Annotated in this window: 13 protein-coding genes; 9 read left to right on the top strand and 4 right to left on the bottom strand. The window is 69.4% G+C overall.

The window, feature by feature from the left end; genetic code table 11:
* Positions 1-206 precede the first annotated feature (206 nt).
* Complete coding sequence (locus tag AC3B6C_RS16320; RefSeq protein ID WP_488373470.1) at positions 207-1,517, bottom strand: NAD(P)/FAD-dependent oxidoreductase; 1,311 nt, start codon at positions 1,515-1,517, stop codon at positions 207-209.
* 76 nt (positions 1,518-1,593) lie between these two features.
* Between AC3B6C_RS16320 and AC3B6C_RS16315 the strand changes: the two genes are divergently transcribed.
* From AC3B6C_RS16315 to AC3B6C_RS16305, 3 genes are read left to right on the top strand one after another with little or no spacing between them, the layout of a single operon-like run.
* Positions 1,594-2,133, top strand: a complete 540-nt coding sequence (locus AC3B6C_RS16315) for a 2Fe-2S iron-sulfur cluster-binding protein (RefSeq protein WP_035717109.1) — start codon at positions 1,594-1,596, stop codon at positions 2,131-2,133.
* Entirely contained in the window at positions 2,130-3,113 is a 984-nt protein-coding gene (locus tag AC3B6C_RS16310; protein WP_488373469.1) for an FAD binding domain-containing protein, read from the top strand. Before AC3B6C_RS16315 ends, AC3B6C_RS16310 begins: the two co-directional genes overlap by 4 nt.
* A complete protein-coding gene (locus AC3B6C_RS16305) occupies positions 3,110-5,215 on the top strand; it encodes a xanthine dehydrogenase family protein molybdopterin-binding subunit (protein ID WP_488373468.1) in 2,106 nt (701 codons plus the stop codon). Before AC3B6C_RS16310 ends, AC3B6C_RS16305 begins: the two co-directional genes overlap by 4 nt.
* A 38-nt stretch (positions 5,216-5,253) precedes the next feature.
* Here the strand turns inward: AC3B6C_RS16305 and AC3B6C_RS16300 are convergent, their stop codons facing one another.
* Entirely contained in the window at positions 5,254-6,024 is a 771-nt protein-coding gene (locus AC3B6C_RS16300; protein WP_488373467.1) for a hypothetical protein, read from the bottom strand.
* 127 nt (positions 6,025-6,151) lie between these two features.
* Positions 6,152-6,739: a nucleotidyltransferase family protein gene (locus tag AC3B6C_RS16295; RefSeq protein WP_488373466.1), complete on the bottom strand. Its 588-nt coding sequence runs from the start codon at positions 6,737-6,739 to the stop codon at positions 6,152-6,154.
* Between the two features lie 51 nt (positions 6,740-6,790).
* Between AC3B6C_RS16295 and uraD the strand changes: the two genes are divergently transcribed.
* Complete coding sequence (gene uraD / locus AC3B6C_RS16290) at positions 6,791-7,309, top strand: 2-oxo-4-hydroxy-4-carboxy-5-ureidoimidazoline decarboxylase (RefSeq protein WP_488357698.1); 519 nt, start codon at positions 6,791-6,793, stop codon at positions 7,307-7,309.
* Positions 7,306-7,632, top strand: a complete 327-nt coding sequence (gene uraH / locus AC3B6C_RS16285; RefSeq protein ID WP_488373465.1) for a hydroxyisourate hydrolase — start codon at positions 7,306-7,308, stop codon at positions 7,630-7,632. The genes uraD and uraH overlap by 4 nt, the downstream gene beginning before the upstream one ends.
* A 35-nt stretch (positions 7,633-7,667) precedes the next feature.
* Here uraH and AC3B6C_RS16280 read toward each other — a convergent pair whose 3' ends face one another.
* Positions 7,668-11,057, bottom strand: coding sequence for a pyruvate carboxylase (locus AC3B6C_RS16280; protein ID WP_488373464.1), 3,390 nt, complete (start codon positions 11,055-11,057; stop codon positions 7,668-7,670).
* 519 nt (positions 11,058-11,576) lie between these two features.
* Between AC3B6C_RS16280 and AC3B6C_RS16275 the strand changes: the two genes are divergently transcribed.
* The 4 genes from AC3B6C_RS16275 (at position 11,577) to AC3B6C_RS16260 (ending at position 17,781) form a co-directional block, all read left to right on the top strand.
* A complete protein-coding gene (locus AC3B6C_RS16275) occupies positions 11,577-12,371 on the top strand; it encodes an SGNH/GDSL hydrolase family protein (protein WP_488373463.1) in 795 nt (264 codons plus the stop codon).
* A 121-nt stretch (positions 12,372-12,492) separates the two neighbouring features.
* Positions 12,493-13,989, top strand: coding sequence for an MFS transporter (locus tag AC3B6C_RS16270; RefSeq protein ID WP_488373462.1), 1,497 nt, complete (start codon positions 12,493-12,495; stop codon positions 13,987-13,989).
* Positions 13,990-14,170: 181 nt separating this feature from the next.
* A complete protein-coding gene (locus AC3B6C_RS16265; RefSeq protein ID WP_488373461.1) occupies positions 14,171-15,016 on the top strand; it encodes an FAD binding domain-containing protein in 846 nt (281 codons plus the stop codon).
* Positions 15,013-17,781 (top strand): molybdopterin-dependent oxidoreductase, encoded by a 2,769-nt coding sequence (locus tag AC3B6C_RS16260; RefSeq protein WP_488373460.1) that lies wholly within the window; start codon positions 15,013-15,015, stop codon positions 17,779-17,781. Before AC3B6C_RS16265 ends, AC3B6C_RS16260 begins: the two co-directional genes overlap by 4 nt.
* Positions 17,782-17,849 lie beyond the last annotated feature (68 nt).

Below are 17,849 nucleotides of genomic sequence, written 5' to 3'. Positions count from 1 at the left end.
GGACTCCTCGCCCAGTCAGAATTAGAACGTGTTCTACTCTGGATACCAGGCGCGGGGGTCACGGACAAGCGTTCGAGGGCAACTCGGGCGGCTCCCGGCGCCGGGAGCGAAGCGAGCGGGCCGAATCGACCCGGCGCCGGGAGCGAAGCGAGCGGGCCGAATCAACCCGGCGCCGGGAGCGAAGCGAGCGGGCCGAATCGACCCGGTCACCCCCCGTAAGGCTGCCTCGCCGTCTCCGGGTCGCCGTAGGTGATCGCGCGCTCCCGCCGACTGTCGGTGAGCAGCGTTGCGCCCCATGTCATCACGGTGCCCATACGGTTGCGCACACCTGCCAGGAAGGCGATGTGGATGACGCCCCACGCGACCCAGCCGAGGAACCCCGACAACTGGAGCGGCCCCGACTGCACGATCGCGTGACGGCGCGCGATGTAGGCGGCCGTGCCGAGATCGCGGTATTTGAACGGGGACCGGTCGGCCTGGCCCGCAACGGTTTCGGCGATCACGGACCCGGCATGACGGCCGCCCTGCATGGCCACCTCGGCAACCCCGGCGAGGTCGCGGTAGGAGCTCATGTCACCGCAGACGAAGACGTCGGGGTGGCCCGGGACCGACAGGTCGGGCTCCACCGGTATCCGCCCCCCGCGGTCCTGTTCGACACCGAGCGCCTGGGCGAGTGTGGTGGCGAACGGGACGGCCTCGACACCGGTCGTCCACAGGGTCGTCCGTGCGGGATAGGTCTGTTTGCTGCCGTCGGCCTTGCGGGTCGTCTCGACGAAGTCCTCCCCCACACCGGTCACGTGCACACCGAGGTGGGTCTCGACCCCGAGATTGTCGAGGGTGCGCTGGGCACTGGCCGAGAGTCTGGAGGAGAACGACGGCAGTACCCGATCACCGCCGTGGAGCAGCAGCACCCGCGCCTGGGCCGGATCGATCGCGTCGAACTCCCGCTCGAGGGCGAGCGTCGCGACCTCCCGGATCTGTCCCGCAAGCTCGACCCCGGTGGGGCCGCCACCCGCCACCGCGAAGGTGAGCCAGGACCGCTGCTCCTCCGGGTCGGTGATCGTCTCGGCCATCTCGAACGCGGCCATGATCTTGCGCCGGATCGACAGCGCGTCGTCGAGGGTCTTCATCCCCGGCGCGTGGGCGGCGAAGTCCTCGTTGCCGCGATAGGCGGTGCGCATCCCGGCGGCGACGACGAGGTAGTCGTACGAGAGGTGAAACGACGACCCGTCGATGCGGTCGACGGTCAGCTCGCGGGCGTCGACGTCGATGCCCGATGCCTCACCGAGTACCACGTCGAGGTTCTTGTGTCTGCGGGTCAGATGACGAACCGGGCTGGAGATCGCGCCTTCCGACAGCAGACCGGTGGCGCACTGATACAGCAGCGGCTGGAACAGGTGGCTCGTTCCGCGGTCGACGATGGTGACATCCACCGGCTCGTTCTTGAGCCGACGGACGCAGTGCATGCCCGCGAATCCGGCGCCGATGACGACAACTCTGGGTCTCGAGGTGGCCATTGCGCCGATTCTTCCAGAGATCCAACGCATCTGCGGCGAGTGTTTACCGCCGGGGCCGTCGGGTACGCCCAGCGGTGTGGAAGCCAGAATCTCGCTGTCCGTGAACGGTGCCGATCACGACGTCGTCGTGGACACGCGCACGACCCTGCTCGACGGCCTGCGCGACCGGCTCGGGATCTTCTCCCCGAAGAAGGGATGCGATCACGGGCAGTGTGGATCCTGCACCGTCCTGGTCGACGGTCGCCGGATCGTCAGCTGCCTGTCGTTCGCGGTGGCCTACGAGGGCAGTGAGATCGTGACCGCCGAGGGGCTGGGTGAGGGCGACGACCTGCACGAGATGCAGCAGGCGTTCATCGACGAAGACGCCTTCCAGTGCGGATACTGCACCCCCGGTCAGTTGTGCTCGGCAATCGGCATGCTCGACGAGGCGAAGCAGGGGTACCCGAGCCACGTCACCGAGGACCTCGACCCGTCCGCCGGGGATGCGAGCCCGCCGACCGAGGGCGCCGACAGGCTGGCCGACGACGAGATCCGAGAACGGATGAGCGGCAACCTCTGCCGGTGCGCTGCCTACCCCAACATCCTCGCCGCGATCCGACAGGTGGTCGATCGATGATCCCGTTCACGTACGACCGGGCGACCGATGTGGCCGGCGCAGTGGAGTTCCTGCGCGACCACGACGGCGCGAAACTGATCGCCGGGGGCACCAACCTCGTCGATCACATGAAGCTAGGGATCGCCGATCCGACTGCGCTGCTCGCCATCTCGCGCCTTCCACTCGACGACATCACCGAGAGACCGGACGGCTCGCTGCGGCTGGGCGGCACCGCCCGCAATGCCGACACCGCCGCCCACCCCCTGGTCCGACGTCGCTATCCCGTGTTGGCACGCGCGCTGCTCTCGGGCGCATCTCCGCAACTGCGCAATCTCGCGACCAACGCGGGCAATCTGCTGCAGCGCACGAGGTGCGTGTACTTCCAGGACGTCACGACACCCTGTAACAAGCGGACGCCGGGTTCGGGATGCTCAGCCATCGGCGGTTACACGCGGTACCACGCGGTCCTGGGCGCGTCGGACGCCTGCGTGGCGACCCACCCGTCGGACATGGCGGTGGCCCTCACCGTCCTCGACGCTCGTGTCGTGGTGCAGGGTCCCGACGGGGAGCGTGAGGTGGACATCCGGGACTTCTACCGGCTGCCCGGCGAACACCCCGAACGCGACACGGTGCTCGAGCCACACGACGTCATCGTGGCCGTCGACGTGCCACCTCCGCCGCCCGACTCGTCGTCGACCTACCGCAAGGTCCGCGACCGCGCCTCCTACGCGTTCGCCCTGGTGTCCGTCGGGGCCGAGGTGACGATGGACGGCGACGTGATCGGCGACGCTCGAATCGCGCTCGGCGGCGTCGCACACAAGCCCTGGCGGGCCGAACGCGCCGAAGCCGTGGTGCGCGGGCAGCGCCCGTCACCCGAACTGTTCGCCGCGGCAGCCGACGCCGAACTCGGCGACGCGCGCACACTGGACGGCAACGAGTTCAAGGTGCCCCTGGCCCGTCGCACCCTCATCGCCACCCTGCGGGAGCTGAGCACCCGATGACCGCCATCGGCACCTCCCACGCACGGATCGACGGCGCCGACAAGGTCCGCGGCACAGCGCCCTACGCGTACGAGCACCTCACCGACGCGGTGTACCTGTGGCCTGTCACCGCCACCGTCGCGCGCGGCCGGGTGACCGGATTCGACACCGCCGCAGCCGAATCCACGTCCGGTGTCCTACTCGTCCTCACCCACGAGAACGCGCCTCGACTCGCGGACACGTCCAACGGCGACCTCACGATCCTGCAGTCGCCGGAGATCGCCTACCGCGGTCAGCTGATCGGCGCCGTCGTCGCGGAGAGTCCCGAGACGGCCCGGGAGGCCGCGGCGGCGGTGACCGTGACCTACGACGAGGACGACCACGACACCGAGTTCCGCGTCGATCACCCCGGCAGCTACCGACCCGAACAGGTCAACGGCGGATTCGAGCCGACCTCGCTGGACGGCGACCCCGACCGAATCCTGGACCGGGCGGCCGGGGACCCGGCACACACCGACCTCGTCACGATCGACGAGTGGTACTCGACGCCGGAAGAGCACAACAACCCGATGGAGCCCCACACCGTGGTGGCGACGTGGCAGCCCGACGACTCGACCCTGACGCTGTACGACTCGACCCAGTCGACACAGGGCGTGGTGTCCACGCTGGCGCCGGTCCTCGGACTTGAGCCCGAGCAGATCAGGGTCGTCGCGCCGCACGTCGGCGGCGGTTTCGGCTCCAAGGGCTCCCCTCATTCCCACGACGTGCTGGCCGCCTTCGCGGCGATGAGCCTGCCCGGGCGTCCGGTGAAGTTCGCCGTCACCCGACAGCACATGTTCGTCTACGTCGGACACCGCGCGCCCACGCGGTCGCGGCTCCGGCTCGCCGCGGACCGCACGGGCCACCTCATCGCCCTGGTACACGAAGCGCACACGCACAGCGCACATGCCAAGGAATTCGCCGAACAGGCCGCGGTCACGTCGCGTTCGATGTACGCCGCCGAGAACCGCCGGACCGACCACCATGTCGTCCCGCTCGACGTGCCGGTCCCCTTCTGGATGCGCGCGCCCGGTGAAGCGCCGGGGATGTTCGCCGGCGAGGTGGCGATGGACGAACTCGCGCACGCAACCGGTATCGACCCGATCGAGCTGCGTGTGCGCAACGAACCGTCCGAGGACCCCGAGACGGGCAATCGGTGGTCGTCGAGGCGGTTGCTCGACTGTCTCCGCGAGGGCGCCGCCAGATTCGGCTGGGACCGCCGTGCCGCCGAGCCCGGCGCACGGCGCGACGGCCGCCACCTCATCGGCCTGGGCGTCGCATCGTCGACCTACCCGCACATGGTGCAACCGGGCAACGAGGCCTCGATCGCACATCGCGGTGGTCGCTACTCGGTGCGGATCGCCGCCACCGACATCGGGACCGGTGCGTGGACGACCCTGCTGCTCATCGCCGCCGATGCGCTGGAGGTCTCCACCGACGTGGTCGACATCGAGATCGGCGACAGTGCACTCCCGAGCGCCACCGTCGCCGGCGGCTCGTCGGGCACCTCGTCGTGGGGATCGGCGATCGTCACCGCCGCGCATCAGTTCCGCGCGCGATTCGGCGACGATCCGCCCGAGGGCGCGGAGCTGAGCGCCGAGGCCGCGGAAAACCCCGACCTCGAGAAGTTCACGGTGGCCTCGTTCGGCGCGCACTTCGTGGAGGTCCGCGTCGACGTGGACACCGGCGAGATCCGGATCCCGCGCATGCTCGGGGTGTTCTCCATCGGGCGTGCCATCAATCCGCGCACCGTCCGCTCACAGCTCATCGGCGGCATGACCTTCGGCATCTCGATGGCGTTGCACGAGGAAAGCGTTCGCGATCACCGCTTCGGGCACGTGGTCACGCAGGATCTCGCCGAGTTCCACATCCCCGTACACGCCGACATCGCCGACGTCGACGCGATCTGTCTCGACGACCGCGACGAGCACGCCACTCCGATGGGCTCACGCGGCGCAGGTGAGATCGGCATCGTGGGCAGCGCCGCGGCAGTGGTCAACGCGATCCACAACGCCACCGGAGTCCGGGTCCGCGACCTGCCGGTCCACCTCGACGACCTGCTCGACGGGCTGCCCGACCAGTAGGCACCCCGACCAGTGGGCACGGGGTCTTCGGTCGAGGTTCAAGCCGCACCGGGGTAGCTGGACCACCCCGGCGACGGCGACAGCGACGGCCACGGCTCGGCGTCGGCCATCGGCAGCCAGCGCGGCATTCCCGCCGGAGTCGTTGCCGCACACGCTTTCTGGTCGGCTGTCGGGGTCGGATACAGCGCCGCGAAGTCGTAGCGGGAGGTGAACCACCCGCCGAACACATCGGACCCCGGGGTGCGTTCGCCGCCGCGCGACGCGACCGCGGGATCGTGCCCCACCCGTCGGATGTCGATCTCGACCGGTCGCGGGGTGTCGAAGCCGACGGTCCAGGCGCCGTCTCGCTGCACGGACCGATATCCATGGCGGCACAGTACGATTCGCGCCCACCCGTTGTCGTCGACGCGGCGCAGAGCGCGGTAGAAGGCCGTGCCGACCTCGCGCTCCGACGCCGACACGTCCGCAGGGTACGCCGTCACCATCTGATCGATGTTCGACGGCGCGGCCTCGGCGAAACCGGGGTACCCCCACCGGGCCGACCGACCGGCGTTGGCGAGTTCGAAGGACTCGGTGAAGGCGCGGACGAAGGTGCCCTCGGCGGACTGCGGGTCGAGGACCCCGGTGGCGGTCCAGCGGAAAGTGGTGTCGAATCCGGGCGGCAGATGCGCATCCTCGACGGACCGTGAGACGGGGTTCGGTTCGGCGGCGTCGGGACCGGTCGCGCACGCGGCGAGTCCGCCTCCCACGACGAGCGCGGCGATGATCGCGGTGAGGCGTCGACGACGATCGTGCGCCACGGCGATCACCCGCTTCGAGGAGAGTGCGGTCCGTTACCCGGCTATGTCTGCACCCTAGACATGGACGGTTGTCCCACGTGGGATCACCGTGCACCGGAACGGCGACGAGAAGGTCTCGAAATGGGCACGCCCGCCCTCAGTGGAACCGCTCGTCGATGTCCTCACCGGTGGACAGATCCCCGCATTCGACGGGGGTCACCGCCTGGGAGCGGAGATAGACCTGAGCCCCCACATCACCGCCGACCACGCGCAGCGCGGGCGCGAAATGGTCGGCTCCGATGTACACGGGGTGTCCGGGACGACCGTCGAAGACCGCTCGAGCGAGCACGGCTCGATCACCCGACGCCGCGTCGAGCACCCGTCGGGTGACCTCGGGGCCGCTGTCGGGGGTGTCGACCACGTGCACCGCCAGTCCCGCGGCGGCCGGTCGGGCGATCGCCCACCGCAGGGCGGCCGACACCGAGGCGCCCACCCCGTCGGGCCAGTCCTCGACGATCAGGGCCTCGGCGCCCGCGGGCGGCTCGACGACCGCGGCGCCCATCGCGACCGCCACCTCGGCGCAGCCGCCGTCGCGCAACGCCGCGACCGCACACTCGAGCCACTCTCCGTCGTCTGCGAGGATCTTCGGCATTCCGTATCTGGTGCCGGCGCCGGCGGCGAGCACCGCACCGAGCACCCGACCCGGCGACCGATGCGCGCGCGGGGGCACGGTGGTGTCGCTCATCGCTCCATCTTCCACGCGACGACCACGCCCGCTGATCCTAGGCTGGTCACCATGCTGCTCAACGAGATGGACGACGCGCAGGCCCGGTCCGCCCTGCGCTCCTGCTGCGCATCGACGGCCTGGATCGAGCGGATGATGCGCGCCAGGCCCTTTCGCGATGTCCCGGCACTGCTCGACGTCGCCGACCGCGCCCTCGCCGAGATCTCGGAGGACGACGTCGACGAGGCGCTCGCCGGACACCCGCGGATCGGCGACCGGCCGGACAACGCTTCTTCGGCGCGGGAGCAGTCGGGGGTGGCCGGGGCTGCGGCGTCGGTGCTCGCCGAGCTGCGCGAGCGCAATGCGTCCTACGAGGAGCGGTTCGGGCACGTGTACCTGGTCTTCGCCAACGGCCGGCCCGCCGACGAACTGCTGGCCATCCTCGAACAGCGGATGACCAATGACGCCACGACCGAGCGGCGCGTCCTGCGCGAGGAACTGGCGAAGATCAACCGCGCCCGCCTGCTCCGTATGCTGTCGACCGAGCACAACGCCGACGAACACGCCGACGATCAAGGGGTTTCGAGATGACCGGACTGTCCACGCACGTCCTGAACGCGGTGTCGGGAGCACCCGCCGCCGGTGTCGAGGTGTCCCTCCAGGATGCGTCGGGGACGCAGTTGTCCGCCGGCACGACCGACTCGGACGGTCGCATCACCAGCGTGAACACCGAGACCCTCGTCCCGGGGATCTACCACCTCGTCTTCGACACCGGGAACTGGTTCGCCGACAACGACATCAAGGGTTTCTATCCCGAAATCGACATCTGCTTCGAGATCGAGGACCCCGAACGCCACCACCACGTGCCGATCCTGTTGAGCCCCTTCGCCTATTCGACCTACCGGGGTAGCTGACCGGGCAGCGGAGCGATCGCCCCGCCGCCCTCGGATCAGCGGATCTCGATGAGGAGGTCGCCGGGCGCGACCTGGGTGACCTGTCCGACGGCGAGTCTGGCCACCTTGCCCGCGACCGGCGCGGTGATCGCCGCCTCCATCTTCATCGCCTCGATCGTGCCGATCGTCGCGCCGACGGCCACCTCGTCGCCGACGTCGACCGACAGGGAGACGACGCCGGCGAACGGGGCGCCGATGTGGTGCGGGTCGGAACGGTCGGCCTTCTCTGCCGACGCGACCGCCGAATCGACCGAGTGGTCGCGCACCGCGATGGGCCGCAACTGGCCGTTGAGGACGCACATGACCGTCCGCATGCCCTGCTCATCCGGTTCGCTGATCGCCTCGAGCCCGATGAGCAGGTCCACGCCCGGTTCGAGCACCACCCGATGTTCCTCGCCGTAGCGCAGACCGTAGAAGAACTGGTTGGCCGACAGCGTCGAGGTGTCGCCGTAGGCCTCGTAGTGCTCCTCGAATTCCTTTGCCGGACCGGGGAACAGCAGGTGGTTGAGCCGGACCTGACGGTCGCGTCCCGGCTTGTCGAGGATGGCCTCGTCGTCGGCGGTGAGTTCGGTGACCTCCGGGGCGGGTGCCCGACCCTGCAGCGCGAGGGTGCGCAACGGTTCGGGCCAGCCGCCGGGCGGATCACCCAACTCGCCCCGCAGGAAGCCGATGACCGAGTCCGGGATGTCGTAGGACGCCGGATCGGCGGCGAAGTCCGACGCGGTGATACCGCGACCCACCAGGGCCAGCGCGAGGTCACCGACGACCTTCGACGACGGGGTGACCTTGACCAGCCGACCCAGCATCGAATCGGCGGCGGCGTAGGCCTGCTCGACGGCCTCGAAGCGGTTGCCCAGGCCCAGGGAGATGGCCTGCTGCCGCAGGTTCGACAGCTGCCCGCCGGGGATCTCGTGCGAGTAGACCCGGCCGGTCGGCGCCGGAAGACCGGACTCGAACGGCGAGTACACCTTTCGCAGCGCCTCCCAGTACGGCTCGAGGTCGCACACCCGCGCCAGGTCGATCCCGCTGTCCCGCTCGGTGTGGGCGGTCGCGGCCACGATCGCCGACAACGGCGGCTGGCTGGTGGTGCCCGCCAGCGCGGCGCTGGCGCCGTCGACGGCGTCGGCACCGGCCTGCCACGCGGCCATGTAGGTCGCGAGCTGCCCGCCGGGGGTGTCGTGGGTGTGCACGTGGATCGGCAGATCGAACTCCCGCCGCAGCGCGGTGACCAGGGTGGTCGCCGCGGGTGCCCGCAGCAGACCCGCCATGTCCTTGATCGCCAGGACGTGGGCGCCCGCCTCCACGATCTGTTCGGCCAGCCGCAGGTAGTAGTCGAGCGTGTAGAGGTCCTCGGCCGGATCCGACAGATCGCCGGTGTAACTCATCGCCACCTCGGCGACCGCCGTGCCGGTCTCGCGGACCGCGTCGATCGCCGGCCGCATCGCGTCGATGTTGTTCAGCGCATCGAAGATGCGGAAGATGTCGATGCCGACGTCGGTCGCCTCGGACACGAACGCGGTCGTCACCTTCGTGGGATACGGCGTGTACCCGACGGTGTTGGCGCCGCGCAGCAGCATCTGCAGACAGATGTTGGGGATGGCTTCGCGCAACTGCGCGAGGCGATCCCACGGATCTTCCTTCAGGAAGCGCAGTGCCACATCGTAGGTCGCGCCGCCCCAGCACTCGACGGAGAGCAGCTCAGGGGTCAGCGCCGCCACATACGGCGCGACGTTGAGCAGCCCGTTGGTGCGCACCCGCGTCGCGAGCAGCGACTGGTGCGCATCACGAAACGTCGTGTCGGTGATGCCAAGGCGCGGGTTCTCCCGCAGGTCACGGGCGAACCCTTCCGGGCCGAGCTCCAGCAACCGCTGCCGTGAGCCGTTCGGCGGCGAGGCCAGCACCGAGCGCTCGACGGTGGGCAGCTTGTCCCGCGGGTACACCGTCGTCGGACGCTCACCGTGCGGCTTGTTGACGGTGACATCGGCGAGATACGAGAGGATCTTGGTGCCGCGGTCAGCCGACGAGCGTGAGGTCAGCAGGCCGGGACGTTCGTCGATGAACGAGGTGGTGACGCGGCCGGCACGGAAGTCCGGGTCGTCGAGCACCGCCTGCAGGAACGGGATGTTGGTCGCGACGCCGCGGATGCGGAACTCGGCCACAGCGCGCCGTGCCCGCCGCATCGCGGTCGGGAAATCCCTTCCACGACAAGTGAGTTTGACCAGCATCGAGTCGAAGTGACCACTGACCTCGGCACCCAGGGTGGCGCCGCCGTCGAGCCGGACACCCGCGCCGCCCGGGCTGCGGTAGGCCGTGATCCGCCCGACGTCGGGCCGGAAGCCGTTGGCGGGGTCCTCGGTGGTGATGCGGCACTGCAGGGCGGCTCCGCGGATGCCGATCACGTCCTGGCTCAGGCCCAGATCCGCCAGCGACTCACCCGAGGCGATGCGCAGCTGCGCGCTGACGAGGTCGACGTCGGTGATCTCCTCGGTGACCGTGTGCTCGACCTGGATGCGCGGATTCATCTCGATGAACACGTGCCGGCCCTGCTCGTCGAGCAGGAACTCCACCGTGCCCGCACACGAGTAGCCGATGGAACGGGCGAAAGCCACTGCGTCGGAGCAGATCTGCTCACGCAACTCATCCGAGAGGTTCGGCGCGGGCGCGAGCTCGATCACCTTCTGGTGGCGGCGCTGCAGACTGCAGTCGCGTTCATAGAGGTGGATGACGTTGCCGTAGGTGTCGGCGAGGATCTGGACCTCGATGTGCCGCGGGTTGACCACCGCCTGCTCGAGGAACACCGTCGCATCACCGAACGCGGCCTCGGCCTCGCGCGACGCGGCGGCGATGGCCTCGGCGAGATCGGCGGGTTCGTCGACGCGACGCATCCCACGCCCGCCGCCACCGGCGACCGCCTTCACGAAGACCGGGAACTGCATGTCCTGCGCCGCGGCGAGCAACTCGTCGAGATCCGACGACGGCTCCGAACTCGCGAGAACGGGGATGCCCGCCGCCTTCGCCGCGGCCACCGCGGTCGCCTTGTTACCGGTCATCTCCAGGATGTCGGCGCTCGGACCCACGAAGGTGATGCCCGCCTCCGCGCACGCCGCGGCCAGACCCTGGTTCTCCGACAGGAACCCGTACCCGGGGTAGATCGCGTCCGCGCCACAGCGAACCGCCGCGCTGACGACCTCGTCGACCGACAGATACGCCCGCACCGGATGTCCCGGCACCCCGATCTGATAGGACTCGTCGGCCTTCAGCCGGTGCACCGAAGTGCGATCCTCGTACGGGAAGATCGCGACCGTGCGCGCACCGAGTTCGTAGGCAGCGCGGAACGCGCGGATGGCGATCTCGCCGCGGTTGGCGACCAGAACCTTGTCGAACATCGTCGTGTTCTCTTTCTCTCACGCCTGCGCCGGTCCGGCGCGTGCTCAGCGACTCGCACAATCGCGGTGGAGATCGCGCGAACAAACCCCCCGGCGGACACGGTTCGACGCAGGTGTCCCGACGACGCCGACCCGTTTTTCCACGGGCAGTTCACGTCGTGATCCTACTCACCGAGACCGGCCGACCGGCCACCCCCTCACACTGCCTTCGACGCTTTCGGAAAGGGCCGCCGGGACCGCATTCCGAATTGATCGGAACACCCTGCCGCCGCGATGCGCCGACCCTTCCGCGAGGATCGAAAACAATTGCCGCGCAATGTACGTGGCACTCATTGCCGCTGTGTTGAGAAATGCTCTCCACCGACGATCGACAATGAGAGATCCGCGGTCCGGAAACCCTCCGAATGCCGATCGATCGCTCCGTCGGAATGCCGACCGATCGCTCCGTCCAGGGCGCGCTTTGATCGGGCCGACAGACGGGATTAGCGTCATGCCGACACTCGACAGGAAGGCGCGCTCGTGGGCTTCACCCGCTACGTCGCATTGGGCGATTCGTTCACCGAAGGCGTGGGCGATCCGGATCCGACCCGACCCAACGGTGTCCGCGGATGGGCCGACCGCGTCGCCGAGCAACTCGCCGCGCGGGCCGACGACGGGACGGGCCCGGACCGGTCCGCCTTCACCTACGCGAACCTCGCCATCCGCGGCCGGTTGCTCGACGAGGTGGTCGCCGAGCAGGTAGGTCCGGCCATCGACCTGGACCCCGACCTCGTCACCATCTATGCGGGCGGGAACGACCTCATGCGTCCGTCCCTCGACGTGGACAAGTTGATCGCGCGTTATGACGCCACACTCGGCGACCTGGCGGCGACCGGCGCCACCGTCGTCGTCTTCACCGCCTACGACACCGGATGGGCTCCGGTATTCCGGATGCTGCGCGGACGCATCGCGATCTACAACGAACTCGTGCGCGGAGTGGCCGAGCGCCACGGCGCACTGATCTGCGACTTCTGGCGCATGCCGGGATATGACGACTACCGCATGTGGGACACCGACCGCCTGCACATGTCCCCGCTCGGCCACGCACACATGTCCGGCCGGGTCCTCGACCTCCTCGGCGTCGACCACGACATCACACCCGCCACCCTGGCCGCCGCCGCGGTCGCCACCCGCCGGGAGCAACGGCGCCAGAACGCGGAATGGGCCCGGACGTTTCTCGGACCGTGGGTGATGCGACGCATCCGTGGGGTCTCGTCGGGTGACGGACTCACCCCGCGATGGCCGCACCCCGTCAGCGCCGCCGAGCTCGCCTAGCTGTACTGAGCCGATCAGGCCCCGCTCGGGCGGATCCGAACGTCTGCGTCGATCGCCCGCGCGATACCCTGATCGTTCGGAGGTGTGAACAATCGATGATCGGAACCAGCGGGATGACGGCGTGACCAGCCGCACCGACGCCGACGGAACAACGGACAGCACCCCGGACCTCCCGCCCCCCGATCCCGCCGCCGACAAGCCCCACCCCCGCCTGGCGGTGGCCGTGCTCTGCCTCGCCGGCATCGTCGTGGCACTGATGCAGACGATCATCGTGCCGCTCATCCCCCAGCTCCCCGCGCTGTTGCACGCCGATGCCTCCGACACCACGTGGGCGATCACCATCACCCTGCTGCTCGGCGCGGTCGCGACCCCCATCGGCGGGCGGATCGGTGACATGTACGGCAAACGTCTCGCCATCCTGGTCAGTCTCGGTTTCGTCGCCGTGGGTTCGGTCGCCTGCGCGGTCGCGACGTCGCTCCCGCTGTTCATCATCGGCCGCGGCCTCCAGGGTCTGGGTTTCGGCATCATCGCGCTCGGCATCAGCGTGATGCGCGACATCGTCCCGCCCCGCCACCTCGGCTCGTCGGTGGGGACGATGAGCGCCTCGCTCGGCATCGGCGGTGCACTCGGACTCCCGGTCGCCGCCCTCATCGCCCAGCACGTGAGCTGGCACGCCCTCTTCTGGTCGTGTGCCGGCGCCGCGACCCTGGCCGGCGTCGGCGTGGCCCTCACGGTGCGGTCCACCGCCAAGCCCTCGGGCGGCCGCTTCGACGCGCTCGGTGCGCTCGGCCTCACCGTGCTGCTCGTCTGCCTGCTGCTGCCGTTGTCGAAGGGCGCCGAATGGGGATGGTCCGCTCCGGTCACGCTCGGGCTGTTCGCCGGCTTCGTCGTGTCGTTGACAGTGTGGGTCCTCGTCGAACTCCGTCGCAAGGGTCCACTGATCGATCTCCGCATCCTCGCCAAGCGTCCGCTGCTCATGACCAACCTCGCCTCCATCGCGACCGGGTTCGCCTTCTACGCGATGCAACTCATCCCGATCCAGCTGCTGATGGCCCCGACGAGCAGCCCGGACGGCTTCGGCTACGACATGGTCCACGCGAGTCTGCTGCTCGCGCCCAGTGGTGCGGTCATGTTCCTCTTCTCCCACGTCAGCGGTCGCATGAATGCACGCTTCGGCGCCCGCGTGTCCCTGGCGATGGGCGCGATCGTGATCGGGATCGGTTATGTCGTGTTCATCGTCGGGATCGCCGGCCCGTGGGACCTGACGTGGATCCACATGGTCGTCATCGCCTGCTGCATCGGCGCGGGTCTCGGCATCGCCTACTCGGCGATGCCGGCCCTGATCATGCAATCGGTCAGTGTCGAGCAGACCGGTGAGTCCAACGGCGTCAACGCGCTCATGCGGATCGTCGGGACGTCGACGGCCGCCGCGGTGGTCGGCATGCTCCTCACGTGGTCGATGGTCTCGGTTCAAGCCGCCGATGGGACCACTGTCGAGGTCCCGACCGCCGATGGTTACCTGTGGGCCTCCGGCATCGCCCTCGTCATGAGCGGGGTCGCCGCCCTGGTCGCCTTCGGCATCCCCGCACACGGACGCAGCGCCGAGACACCGGTCTGACGAGTCGATCACGTCTACCACCGGCCCGCCGATCACGAGATGCGGACCGCACCGGATACACGTAGCGTGACGCCGTGCTTCTCTTGACGTCGATCTCGGCGATCCGCTCCGACGGGCGCATCGGCCTCGTACGGTGGGAGCCACCCACCGCTGCACCCCGCCTCCTCGACAAGGCACGCTGATGGACCTCACCGCCGTCTCCCACTACCGCTTCGCCCGAACCCGCGAGGAGGCGTTCCCCGGTCCCGGCGAACAGATCGTCGCCGGTGGCACGTGGGTGTTCTCCGAGCCGCAGCCGGCCACCACCGGACTCGTCGACCTGAGCGAGATGGGTTGGGCACCTGTCGAAGATCTACCCGGAGGCGGCTTGCGGATCGCGGCCACCTGCACGATCGCCGAACTCGCCGCGCTGCCCCCGCGTCCGGGCTTCATGGCCCATCCGATGTTCGCGCACTGCGCGAACGCGCTGCTGGCGTCGTTCAAGATCTGGAACATGGCCACGGTCGGCGGCAACATCTGCCGATCGTTCGCCGCCGCGTCGATGGTCTCCCTCGCGGTGGGACTCGACGCGACCGCACACGTGTGGGCACCCACCGGCACCGACCGCGATCTGCCCGTCGCCGAGCTGGTCATCGGGGACGGGATCAATCTCCTCGGACCGGGAGAAGTCCTGCGTGCCATCGACTTCCCCGGTCACGCCCTGCGCGCACACACCGCGGTGCGCACGATCGCCCTCGCCGAACTCGGTCGCTCGGGGGCGGTGGTCACCGGCCGCATCGACGACGACGGCGCCGCCACCTTCGGGATCACCGCGGCCACCGAGTGGCCGACGGTCCTGCGCTACCCCGGATTACCGACCCGCGACGCGCTCCACGACGACATCGTCGCGGCGAGCGGCTATTACACCGATCCGATGGGCTCGGCCGACTGGCGCCGCGGAGTCTCGGCAGTCCTCGGCGAGGAGATCCGGACCGAGTTGGCCGAATGGGTGCCGCTGCGCGACAAGGGATTCGGAGCCCACGTATGAAATTCGAGGTCAACGGCGAGCATCTCGAAGCCGAACCCGCTGCGGGACAGTGCCTGCGGATGTTGCTGCGCGAACACGCCCACTACGAGGTCAAGAAGGGCTGCGACGCCGGGGACTGCGGGGCGTGCTCGGTCCTCGTCGACGGCGAACCCGTGCACTCCTGCATCTTTCCCGCCCACCGCGCCGCCGGGAAGTCGGTGACGACGGTCTCCGGGCTCGGCACCCCGGACGACCTGCATCCCGTCCAGCAGTCCTTCGTCGACAACTTCGGGTTCCAGTGCGGGTTCTGCACCGCGGGGATGATCGTGACCGCCTCGACCGTCACCGCCGAGCATCTTCCCGACCTGCCGCGGCGGATGAAGGGAAACATCTGCCGCTGCACCGGATACCGGTCCATCCGGGATGCGATCACCGCGGCCGTCGCACCCCCCGCCACCACGACCGCGCCGCCCCCGGCGGCGGATCCGCGTCCCCTCGTCGGCACCTCGGTCAACCCGCTCGCGGCCCGGCGGGTGGTGACCGGCACCGAGCCGTACACCTTCGACGTCCCCACGCCCGGGACCCTGCACATCCACGTGCTCGGATCACCGCACGCGCATGCACGGATCACCGCCATCGACACCACCGACGCGGCCGCGCTGCCGGGCGTCGAGCTGATCCTGACCCACGAGAACGTGTCGACCCCGAGGTTCTCCACGGGACGTCACGAGAACCGACTGGAAGACCCCGACGACACGCTCATCTTCGACCCGATCGTGCGGTTCGTCGGCCAGCGGGTCGCCGCGGTGGTCGCCTCGTCCCCCGCCGTGGCCGATCAGGCGTTGGCGCTGATCGACGTCACCTACGAGGTGCTCCCCGCGGTGTTCGACCCGGAGGAGGCCCGGACTCCGGGTGCGCCGCTGCTCCACCCCGATCGCACCCCCGCCGACCGGGTCGCCGAGGCCGACCGCAACGTCGTCGCCACCTTCCACGAGGGGTTCGGCGGTGACGTCGACGCTGCGCTCGCCGCGTCGACGGCGACCGTGCACGGTACCTGGTCCAGCGGACGGGTCTCGCACGCCCAGCTGGAGACACATGGCTCGATCGGGTGGTTCGACGAGCAGGGCCGCCTGGTCATCCGGACCAGCACGCAGGTCCCGTTCCTCGTCCGCAACGAACTCGCAGTCCTCTTCGACCTGCCACCGGAACGCATCCGGGTCTTCAGCGCCCGGGTGGGCGGAGGATTCGGCGGCAAACAGGAGATGCTTACCGAGGATCTCGTGGCCCTCGCCGTACTCCGCACCGGTAGACCCTGCGCCTACGAGATGACCCGCACGGACGAGCTGACCCGCACCACCTACCGTCATCCGATGCGCGTCACGGTCGATGTCGGCGCCGACGCGGACGGTCGGCTCACGGGCTTGCGCGTGAACCTGTTGTCCGACACCGGCGCCTACGGCAACCACGCCATCGGCGTGATGTTCCACGCCTGCGCGGAATCGGTGTCGGTGTACAACTGCCCGGTCAAACGACTCGACGCGGAGGTCGTCTACACCAACAACCCGCCGTCGGGTGCGTTCCGCGGTTACGGCCTCGGCCAGGTGGTCTTCGCCGTGGAGAGTGCGATGGACGAACTCGCGATCGAACTCGGCATCGATCCGTTCGAGTTCCGGCGGCGCAATGCCGTCGCCGACGGCGATCCACTGCTCATCGCGCGCGCCGAACCCGAGGTCGACCTGGTCTACGGCAGCTACGGACTCGACCAGTGTCTCGACCTCGCCGAGCAGGCGATGCGCGCCGGCAACGGGGTCGAGGCACCGCCGGGCGAACGCTGGCGCGTGGGCGAGGGTATGGCCATCGCCGCGATCGCGACCATGGCCCCGCGCGGGCACTTCGCCGACGTCACCGTCGCGGTCGACGCCGCGGGGACCTACCACGTGGGCGTCGGGACCGCCGAGTTCGGCAACGGCACCACCACGGTGCACGCCCAGATCGTCGCCACCGCCCTGTCGACCGGGCTGGATCGCGTCTCGCTGTGGCACGGCGACACCGACGCCGTCGCCCATGACACCGGGGCATTCGCCTCGGCCGGCACGACCGTCGCGGGTAAGGCCGTGTACTCGGCCTGCCTCGCGCTGCGCGACGCACTCGTCGGCGCGGCGGCGCAACTCACCGGAACCGAGGCGGCACAGATCGATCTCGTCGCGGACGGCGCTCTCGTCGACGGCCGGATCGTCGGGTTCACCGACCTCATCGGCTCCGTCGATCCGTCGTTCCGGGTCGACCACCCCGCCGGACCGCGCGCTGTCGCCGCGGGCGCCGAACGCGGCGAGATGCGGTCCATCGCGTTCAACGTGCAGGCGTTCCGCGTCGCGGTCGACACCGAGACCGGCACCGTACGCATACTGCAGTCCGTGCACGCGGCCGACGCCGGCACCGTGATGAATCCCGAACAATGCCGCGGCCAGGTGGAAGGTGGTGTCGCACAAGGCATCGGGACGGCCCTGTACGAGGAGATCATGATCGACGAGCACGGACGGCCGGTGACGAACGTCTTCCGGACCTACCGCGTGCCGCAGATGGCCGATGTCCCCGTCACCGAGGTCCACTTCGCCGAGACCAGCGACGAACTGGGTCCGTTCGGCGCGAAGTCGATGAGCGAGTCGCCCTACAATCCGGTCGCGCCGGCACTCGCCAACGCGATCCGCCGCGCGCTGGGCACCCGGCCCTGTGAGACGCCGATGTCGCGAGACCGGATCTGGCGTCTCGGCCGGAATGCGGACTGACCGGATTCGTTAGCTGCGCGTAAGGCATTGTGGCACAGTCGTATCGAATCGACGACGTGGTTGTCACA

It is taken from the genome of Gordonia sp. 11cp (assembly GCF_057767225.1).
This window is presented reverse-complemented; position numbering and strand designations above follow the sequence as displayed.